The sequence below is a fragment of the Culturomica sp. genome, from assembly GCF_003524185.1.
Classification (GTDB): domain Bacteria; phylum Bacteroidota; class Bacteroidia; order Bacteroidales; family Marinifilaceae; genus Culturomica; species Culturomica massiliensis.
On the sequence record NZ_DOED01000012.1, the window covers coordinates 25,473 to 35,207 of the forward strand.

Sequence of the window (9,735 nt, forward strand, 5' to 3'; positions counted from 1 at the left end):
GAAATAAAGATGAATAAAAACAATAGACGATGGAAGAAAAAAAACAACAATTAGATATTGAACTGAATCATGAAGTTGCTCAGGGAACTTATGCCAATCTGGCGATTATTTCTCACTCTTCTTCAGAATTCATTGTCGATTTTGTACGTATTATGCCCGGTATTCCCAAGGCAGAAGTGAAGAGCCGTATTATTCTGACACCCGAACATGCAAAACGGTTGATGTTTGCATTACAGGATAATATACGCAAATATGAGCAGATTAACGGAAAGATTAATTTGCCCGAAGAAAATCAGAATACTGTATTCCCTTTGAATTTAGAGTCTCAGGGGCAAGCCTGAGACCTTTTTATTTATGTAAGAATTCTACGATTTTTTCTACCATACATTTGGAGCCTGTATAAAAGGGTATGCGTTGGTGGATTGTTTCCGGTACGATATCCAATATACGGCGGTCTCCGTCGGTAGCCAGCCCGCCTGCTTGCTCTGCAATGTAAGCAACCGGGTTGCATTCGTAGAGCAGACGTAATTTGCCCTGTTTGTGCTTATTGGTTTGCGGATAGATAAAGATTCCTCCTTTGAGCAGATTACGATGGAAGTCGGCAACCAGCGAGCCGATATAACGCGACGTGAAAGGACGGTCTGTCGTTTCATCCTTTTCCTGGCAATATTTAATGAATTTTTTTACTCCGTCCGGGAAGTTGACGTAATGTCCTTCATTTACGGAATAGATCGTACCATTTTCCGGAGTGCGGATAGCGGGATGTGAAAGACAGAATTCTCCGATAGAAGGGTCCAGTGTAAAACCGTTTACTCCATTCCCGGAAGTATAGACCAACATGGTGGAGGAGCCGTAGATAATATATCCTGCTGCAATTTGCTTGTCTCCTTTCTGTAAGAAATCCTCACTTGTGACATAGCTACCTTTGGGTGAAATTCTTCTGTAGATAGAAAATATGGTCCCGATCGATACGTTGACGTCAATATTGGAGGAGCCGTCCAAAGGGTCCATGCAAAAGATATATTTGGCATTTTGATGCATACCTTCCTTGAAGACGATGATATCCTGTTTCTCTTCGGAGACAACTGCGCAGCATTCTCCGCTGGCACGCAATTCGTCGATAAATGTGTTATCAGCATATACATCCAGTTTTTGCTGATCTTCACCTTGGACATTTTCTGCTCCGGCCCGTCCTAAAATGTCGACAAGACCGGCTTTGTTTACTTCTCTGTTTACTTTTTTGGCAGCGATTCCGACGTGGTGTAATAAGCGGGAGAAATCTCCTGTAGCGTCCGGATATTTGGCCTGCTGCTCGACAATAAATTGATTTAATGTTGTAACTTTATGCATAATAGTAGATTAGGTGTATTAGTGGGTGCAAAGATAGAACCTATTTTTGCATTACACAAACGTTTGCAGTGAAATATTCTTTAAAGAACTGAGGCTGAAAAGAAGTAAAGGAAACAATTACGAATCTTGTTTGATATGAGTAATTTTCTTATATTTGTTTAACCCCCTTTGTAAAAATTCTTGGGAAAGTATAGAAAAACAGCCGCAGCACTTCTCTGGGTATATGGATTGTATTTCATATATTGCCTGGCACAGAGTATCCGATTGTGATAGCGGCTGTTTTTCCGGTTTACGTTTCGATCAGATTGAAATGTTGTAAAGCTTGCGCGATGCCGTTATTGTCAACGCCGGTTGTGACATAGTCTGCTATTTGTTTTACTTCATCTGCGGCATTTCCCATAGCGACTCCTATTCCCGCATAACGAAGCATTTCTATATCGTTGCCTCCGTCTCCGAAGGCTATGATTTCTTCCGGAGCTATCCCAAAATATTCCAATATTTTGCTAATTCCGACTCTCTTGCTGGTTTCTGTAGGAATAATGTCTGTAAATAATGGATTCCAGCGTGTAGCCCTGCAATTCGGAAGTAAGGACATAATTTGTTGTTCTTCTTCCTGGCGGAAGAATCCCAGCAACTGGTAAAAAATTTTATCTTCGATTGCTTTTAGCGGGCATATCGGGGGTTCCGGAAAGTTTAATAAACGGAATGTTTCCTGTGTATTGGTGTCCATATAATTGATGGATAAGGTGTTCTCCTGGATGAAAACACAAGGAAATGCTTTGGATGTTTCCAGATAAGGGATAAGGGTATTCATATCGCTTACCGGCAGATGGTGTTTATAAATAATCCGGTTTCCGATCAGGCACAATCCTCCGTTAAGTGTAATATAGCCGTCGAAAGTTTCATTTCCCAGGTTATTCATAGAAAGTTTGTGGCGTCCACTGGCTACGAATACCTTTATGCCCTTTCGCCGTAAACCGGCCAATGCCTGAATGGTAGAAACGGGAATCCGGTGAGTTTTGAAGCTTACCAGAGTCCCGTCTATATCAAAGAATGCTGCTTTGATCATGTGATTTATTTACAATTGTGTAAAATCTCACGGGCGACACTACCTGTTACGTTTTGTGCTTCTCCGAAGGCGACACCTCTTTCATTGAAACGGCGTTCTATTTCCTGGATCGTTTCTTCTCCGATATTTTCTTCACTGAGGTGTGTCGAAAGTCCCAGGCTGCGGAAAAATTCTTCTGTTTTTTCGATGGTGAGATCGATACGTTCATCATCCGAACCCTGGGTGATGCCCCATACACGTTCTCCGTATTGGAGGATTTTACCGTATTTTTGCTTACGTAAGGTGCGGAGTGTACCGTTAAAGACAATAGCCAGTGTTGCTCCGTGGGTCAAGCCGTGAAGAGCTGTCAGTTCGTGACCGATCATGTGGGTAGCCCAATCTTGGGTGACACCCATGGCGATAAAACCGTTCAATCCCATTGTAGCTGATAGCATAAAATCAGCCATCAGATCATAGTTATGCTGGTTCTCCCGGATTCGGGGAGCAATCTCGATCAATGTACTTAGAATTCCTTCCGCCCAACGGTCCATAAGGCGGGATTGTCCGGGAGTGGTGAGGTATTGTTCCATAACATGTACAAATGTGTCCGATAATCCGCAAGCCACCTGATAAGGAGGCAGTGTGAATGTCGTTTCGGGATCTAAAATCGAAAACACCGGATAATTGCCGTAAAATGCATATTTTTCCTGGGTTTCGTGGCGGGAGATGACGGCCCCCTTATTCATTTCCGATCCCGTAGCCGGCAATGTCAGTACGGCTCCCATAGGAACAGTATCGGAATAAGCCCCTTTCCGGACCAGTTCCCAGGCATCTCCGTCATACTTTAATCCGGCAGAGATCAGTTTTGTGCCGTCGAGAACCGAGCCTCCTCCGACAGCCAATAAGAAATCTACTTTTTTCTCTTTACCTAAAATGATGGCTTTACGTAAAGTTTCTATGGCAGGATTGGGTTCTATGCCCCAGAATTCGACGTAATTATGTCCTTTGAGGGCTTGTATTACCTGTTCATAAACTCCGTTCTTCTTTACACTTCCACCTCCGAAAGTGATCATAATACGTTTATCGGTAGGAATTGCCCGGCTCAATTCGGCAATCATTCCTTTACCGAAAATCAACCGTGTAGGATTTTGAAAAATGAAATTGTTCATAGCGCTTTATTTTTTACAAATATAAGATATAATAGGGGGAATATCAAAATAATGACCGGGTTGAAAAAGTATGGTGAACTTCATTGGTTTGTAATGGAAGATAAACAATTCTGTAACATGTTTTCATTTTTTTTGTCCTAGAAAATTAAAAATGCAGAAACATGAAAACTATTCTTTTTTTGTTGTTGATTGTAGGCGGGATAATGCGGGTAGATGCACAGAGTATGTATGCAAGCCTTGAGAAAAGCGGGCATAAAATGAAAACTGACGTTACGGCCGATGCCGTTGCCGGAGAAACCAATATTTATCAGTGGGAATTTTGGTCGGCTGAAAAAGCTGGAACAGCAAATAATTGTCCGAAATCAATGGAAGTACTATATGGGAAGGAAGTCGGTAATTTGTTGTCGCTTGTGAATGAACGTTTTATTTCCCGGGAACGGGTGGATGCCGGTGATCCTTCTTTGAGAACTGTTGTTCGTAAACCGGCAATTTATAATGCCGTAAAGCATATTGAGAAATATTATAAGCAGAAAAACAAGAAGAACGATTATTCCATGACTGACCGGGAAACCTTTGCTTATGTGGTGAGAGTAGCTTTGGCGAGTGTAGATACAGAAAATACGACAGATTTTGAGCAGGCCTTACAAGAGGCCAGAAAGAGCATAGAAAAACAGATTGCTTGTTTCTGCCGGGTAAAGCTGAAAAATATCTATGAATAATTAATCCTAATTTTTTACAAATGAAACTGATGAAATTGTTTTCAATCCTTGTGATGACAGGGATACTGAATGTGGTGTGTCTGTTGGCGATGGGACAGGAGGGGAACGGAGTGTTACGTGGTCGTATCAGTGATGAAACGAAACAAACCCTTCCCGGAGCGACGATTTATATCGATGAATTGAAAAATGGAGTGGTGAGTGATGTAAATGGTTTCTATATTTTTTCAAAAATTCCGGTCGGGAAATATCATCTGACGGTAAGTTATGTCGGATATGAAACCGTGACACTGGAAATAAGTGTAAAAGCCGGGCAAACCATTGAAAAGGATGTGGTATTGAAAGGAGATCGCCAGCAATTGGAGGAAGTAGAAGTTGGAGGTACTTTTCAGGGATATCAACGGGCTGTGAATTATCAGAAAAGCAGTCAGAATTTACGGAATGTCGTATCTGCCGATCAGGTAGGACGTTTCCCGGATGCGAATATCGGAGATGCCATGAAACGTATTTCAGGTATTAATGTGCAGTATGATCAGGGAGAAGCACGTTTTGGCCAGATTCGCGGTACATCTCCGGATTTCAGTTCTGTGACGGTAAACGGTAACCGTTTGCCTTCCGCTGAGGGAGATATCCGGAATGTACAGTTGGACCTGATTCCTGCCGATATGATTCAAACCATTGTAGTGAATAAAGTGGTGACGGCGGATATGGATGCCGATGCAATTGGTGGTTCGGTGAATTTGGTGACTAAAAGTGCACCGGCAAAGCGGATATTGAATGCCAGTGTCGGTACCGGTTGGAATTTTATTTCTGAACGGATGCAGGTAAATGCAGCATTGACTTATGGAGATAATTTTTGGAATAATAAATTGGGGATGATTCTTTCCGCTTCTTATCAGAATAGTCCGATCGGTTCGGACAATATAGAGTTTGTCTGGAAAGAGGACAATGGGAATGTATACCTGGAAGAATCACAGGTACGTCAATATTTCGTACAACGGGAACGCCAAAGTTATTCGGCTTCATTGGGATATCGGTTTAATCTGAATCATCGTATCGATTTTAAAGGTATATACAATCGGCGGAAGGATTGGGAAAACCGGTTTCGCCAGTCAATAAAAGATATCAATGAAGAAGGATTGGCCAAGAAAGTCGTGTTTCAGACCAAAGGCGGTACTCCCGATAATAAAAATGCCCGTTTGGAACTGCAACAGACGATGGACTTCGCTTTGAATGGAGAACATCTGTTCAGAACAACTTTGTTGAACTGGAATGTATCTTACGCTCAAGCATCGGAAAAGCGTCCGAATGAACGTTATATGGGGTATGTGAAAGAAAAGGTGCAATTTACTCCGGATTTATCCGATTTACGCAAGCCGTATATGGTAGCGAAGAATGAGGCAGATATGCTATTGGGAGCTGCCGCCGGTTATGAATTGGATGAGTTGACGGAGCAACAGGAAGATATCAGGGAAACGGATTTTAAAGGGAGTTTGAATTTAAATGTGCCGGTGCGGATCGGCTATGAGACCGGAAACTTGAAATTCGGAGCCAAAGTGGTGGCTAAAAGCAAAAAGCGGGATTTGGAATTTTATGAATATGAATCACTGAATGAGGATTTTGACCAGGAAAGTTTCAGGCATTTGAAAGATCAGACACGTTCGGATTTTTATGCAGGTAATTATCGGGCCGGAAATTTTGTGACGAAACAATATCTGGGACATTTGGATTTAAATAACGCTTCATTGTTCGAGAAAAAAGAAGTGCCGGATGAGTTGGGAGGAATTTTTAAGGCTAAGGAAACCGTGTCTTCGGGATTCGTTCGCTATGATCAGGATATTACCCGGAGATTAAATGCAACGGTAGGAGTACGTTTGGAGAATACCCATTTGAAATACCGTGGTAAAAAATTAGAGATTCCGGCCAAGGGGGAAGGCGGTGATCCGACGCTGACGGATACGCCCGAGATAACGGATAGCTATCTGAATGTATTGCCTTCAGTGTTATTGAAATATGATGCAACGAAATCATTGATATTCCGGTTGTCTTATACCAATACGATCGCTCGCCCGAAATATTATGATTTAGTGCCGCATGTGAGCATTAGCCGTAAGGATGATGAAGTATCCTTGGGAAATCCGGAATTGAAAGCAACTTTGTCTCATAATGTCGATTTCAGTGCGGAATATTTCTTCCCGACTTTCGGCATGGTTTCTGCCGGCGTATATTACAAGCGTATTAATGATTTTATTGTAGATCAACGTTGGATTGATGCAGATTACGAAGGAACACAGTACGGAAAAGTTATCAAACCGGTAAATGCCGGGAAAGCAGATCTGATCGGGGTCGAATTGTCCTGGCAACGTGATTTCGGATTTATAGCACCTGCATTACGTTATTTCGGATTGTACGCAAATTATACCTATACTCATTCAAAAATTACGGATTTCAGGTTGGAACGGGAAGACAGCGAGGGGAATAAGCTTGAAAATGAAGATTTACCCTTGGCTGGATCGCCCGAACATATTGCCAACGTATCGCTTTATTTTGAACGTAAAGGATTGAATGTGCGCTTGTCTTATAATTTTGCCAGTGATTTTATCGATGAGTTTGGAGGGAATCCTTTTGAAGACCGCTACTATGATAAGGTGAATTATTTGGATTTGAATACCAGTTATACTTTTGCAAAACATTATACCGTATTTGCAGAAGCCAATAATTTGCTGAATCAACCGTTGCGTTATTACCAGGGGCGTAAAGACCTGACAGCTCAGGCGGAATATTATGGCGTGAAATTGAATGTAGGATTTAAAGTAAACTTTTAAATAGAAAAAAATGAAGATTATAAAATGGAGTGTTCTATCGGTTGTGTTAACCGTATGGAGTGTGTTGGCGTCGGCGCAGATAGGGCACCTGGAAAAAGAGTTGGACGGACGTTTTAATTTTTATGTGGTGAACGATATGGGACGTAACGGATATTACGATCAAAAACCGATTGCAGAGAAAATGGGAGAGTTGGCAGAGGTAATTGGACCTGAATTTGTTGCTGCTGTAGGTGATGTGCATCATTTTGAGGGAGTTGCGAGTGTAAATGATCCGTTGTGGATGACTAATTATGAATTGATTTATTCACATCCGGAGTTGATGTTGTACTGGTTTCCGGTGTTGGGAAATCACGAATATAACGGGAATACCCAGGCCGTACTCGATTATGCTAAAATCAGTCGTCGCTGGTGTATGGAAGGCCGTTATTATACGAAAGAGTTTACAGTAGATAAGGCAGGAACAACAATTCGTTTGGTGTTTGTCGATACGGCTCCGATGATTGATAAATACCGGAACAATAAAGAAGAGTATCCGGATGCCGGAAAACAGGATATGAACAGGCAATTCGAATGGATTGATTCAGTGTTGACTGTAAATAAGTCAACATGGACGATTGTACTGGGACACCATCCGGTGTATGCAGAAACCGGTAAAGCGGAAGGAGAGCGGTTGGATATGCAGGCACGTTTGAATCCGATATTGAAAAAACACAAAGTTGATATGTATGTGTGTGGACATATCCATAATTTTCAGCATATTCGGCGGGAAGATTCCCCGGTGGATTATATTGTGAATACAGCGGGGGCTTTAAGCCGCAAAGTAAAAGCCATAGAAGGTACTCAATTTTGCAGCGGTGCTACCGGATTTTCGGTATGTTCGGCATCGGATCAGGACCTGCGCCTGTATATGCTGGATAAGGATGGAAATGTACTTTATGTTGTAGAACGGAAAAAGTAAAATCAGATATTGTATTTGTGAATAGCGTCGGAAGGGCTACCGGATTTTCGGTAGCCTCTTTTATTTTTTTGTAACAGGGTAAAAGTATACCAGAGATTTTTTATCTTTACAAACAGTAGAAGATTCCTGTTATGAGCGATTTGAGAATACGTAAAGCAACAATTGTGGACATTCCCGTTATTGCGGCTCTTTTTCAGACTACCTTGAAAAAAGTCAATATTCGGGATTATACGCCGGAACAAATAGAGGCATGGGGGCAGAAAGCAAATGAAAACCGTTGGCGGGAATTGTTTGCGGGTGACTTAGTGTTTATGATGGCGGAAAAAGACGGAGAGCTTGCAGGTTTTACTTCGGTAAATGCAAATGGATATATACATTCTATGTTTGTGGATTACCGGCAACAGCGCCGAGGGGTTGCAACTTTACTGTTACATGAAGCAGAGTTTCTGGCAAAATGTAAAGGTGCTGAAAAGTTGACATCGGAAGTCAGTATTACAGCCCGTCCTTTTTTTGAAAAGCATGGATTTGATGTGGTCCGGGAAAATGTGGTGAATATCGGAGGGGTTGTAATGACCAATTATTCGATGGAGAAACTTCTTTAAAGGAGAGATTTTTATATGAATTATTTAGCAGATAGGAAAATTTGTTCGAAAAATATGGCAGATTTGGCATGTTGTGATGTGAAAATCAGGAAAACGCAGAAAACGGATATGGAGTCGGTTATGAAACTTTATGACCGGTCAAGAGTATTTATGCGGCAAACCGGAAATGTCAGCCAATGGATTAATGGGTATCCGTCAGAGGAAGTGGTGGAAAAAGATATTGTACAAGGAAACAGTTATGTTTGTGTGGAAGACAACAACCATATTGTCGGCGTATTTTGTTTTTTCCGGGGAATAGAGCCGAATTATGCAAAAATAGAGGAAGGAGAATGGTTGAACGATAAACCCTACGGAGTAATTCACCGTTTGAGTTCTTCCGGACAGAGGAAAGGAATTGCAGATATATGTATCCGGTGGTGTTTACAGCAATGTCCTAATGTTCGCGTCGATACGCACCAGGATAATCGGATCATGCAAAAGATATTGGAAAAAAACGGTTTCCAGAGATGCGGAATTATATATGTGGAAGATGGTTCGCCGCGTATTGCCTTTCAAAAGTGTGTTTGATAATTAAACTATTGAAAATAACCGGGCAAAATAGATAAATTTATAAGCGATGAAGAGTTGTTTGGATGAAAAAGAACGGATACTGTCCTGGAAACAGAAGAATGAAGAGCGGATAATCCGAAATGCCAAAAGTAAGGTATACAAATGGGCGATTTTTATTCTGGCTTTCACCTTATTTGGACTGGTAATATGTGTTTTTGTTATAGGGATCGATCATGCCCTTGAAACCATGATCCCTGCCGTGATGATGAATTTGGTTTGCCTGACTGGAATGTGGTATGCCCAGAACAGGTATGCCAGAAGAATATTGGAGAGAAGAGAAAATGAAAAAACGAAGTAATACCGGTGAAAGCAGACTAACGATTGAACACAGTGTCGTAAAATCATATTCGTATTGCGGAAAGATTTTTGCTTTCTTTTTTTTGCCTTCGAAATTGTCCCTTTGAAATTGTCCGGCATCAGCTTTAACTGCCGGTCCTTGTTTTTCTGTTCAAAAAGTC

General features: G+C 41.6%; 10 protein-coding genes. 7 read left to right on the plus strand and 3 right to left on the minus strand.

Going from position 1 to position 9,735, the window contains the following annotated elements:
* Positions 1-29: 29 nt before the first annotated feature.
* On the plus strand, positions 30-341 hold the full coding sequence (locus tag DD657_RS05200; protein ID WP_021987634.1) for a DUF3467 domain-containing protein: 312 nt from the start codon (positions 30-32) through the stop codon (positions 339-341).
* A gap of 7 nt (positions 342-348) precedes the next feature.
* Here DD657_RS05200 and fbp read toward each other — a convergent pair whose 3' ends face one another.
* From fbp to DD657_RS05215, 3 genes are all read right to left on the minus strand, one after another.
* Positions 349-1,350 carry a class 1 fructose-bisphosphatase gene (gene fbp / locus DD657_RS05205; RefSeq protein ID WP_021987633.1) on the minus strand — a complete coding sequence of 334 codons (1,002 nt, stop codon included), beginning with the start codon at positions 1,348-1,350 and terminating at the stop codon, positions 349-351.
* A 289-nt stretch (positions 1,351-1,639) separates the two neighbouring features.
* Positions 1,640-2,419: a Cof-type HAD-IIB family hydrolase gene (locus DD657_RS05210; protein WP_287048842.1), complete on the minus strand. Its 780-nt coding sequence runs from the start codon at positions 2,417-2,419 to the stop codon at positions 1,640-1,642.
* 5 nt (positions 2,420-2,424) lie between these two features.
* Entirely contained in the window at positions 2,425-3,567 is a 1,143-nt protein-coding gene (locus DD657_RS05215; RefSeq protein ID WP_021987631.1) for an iron-containing alcohol dehydrogenase, read from the minus strand.
* A gap of 161 nt (positions 3,568-3,728) precedes the next feature.
* Here DD657_RS05215 and DD657_RS05220 point away from each other — a divergent pair, with 161 nt between their 5' ends.
* From DD657_RS05220 to DD657_RS05245, 6 genes are all read left to right on the plus strand, one after another.
* Complete coding sequence (locus tag DD657_RS05220; protein WP_021987630.1) at positions 3,729-4,286, plus strand: hypothetical protein; 558 nt, start codon at positions 3,729-3,731, stop codon at positions 4,284-4,286.
* Between the two features lie 20 nt (positions 4,287-4,306).
* Positions 4,307-7,108: a TonB-dependent receptor gene (locus DD657_RS05225; protein WP_021987629.1), complete on the plus strand. Its 2,802-nt coding sequence runs from the start codon at positions 4,307-4,309 to the stop codon at positions 7,106-7,108.
* Between the two features lie 10 nt (positions 7,109-7,118).
* Complete coding sequence (locus tag DD657_RS05230; RefSeq protein WP_021987628.1) at positions 7,119-8,066, plus strand: metallophosphoesterase; 948 nt, start codon at positions 7,119-7,121, stop codon at positions 8,064-8,066.
* 131 nt (positions 8,067-8,197) lie between these two features.
* A complete protein-coding gene (locus DD657_RS05235; RefSeq protein WP_068692029.1) occupies positions 8,198-8,668 on the plus strand; it encodes a GNAT family N-acetyltransferase in 471 nt (156 codons plus the stop codon).
* A 78-nt stretch (positions 8,669-8,746) separates the two neighbouring features.
* Complete coding sequence (locus DD657_RS05240) at positions 8,747-9,235, plus strand: GNAT family N-acetyltransferase (RefSeq protein ID WP_118774461.1); 489 nt, start codon at positions 8,747-8,749, stop codon at positions 9,233-9,235.
* A gap of 49 nt (positions 9,236-9,284) precedes the next feature.
* Positions 9,285-9,575 (plus strand): hypothetical protein, encoded by a 291-nt coding sequence (locus DD657_RS05245; protein WP_068692031.1) that lies wholly within the window; start codon positions 9,285-9,287, stop codon positions 9,573-9,575.
* The last annotated feature ends 160 nt before the right edge of the window (positions 9,576-9,735 follow it).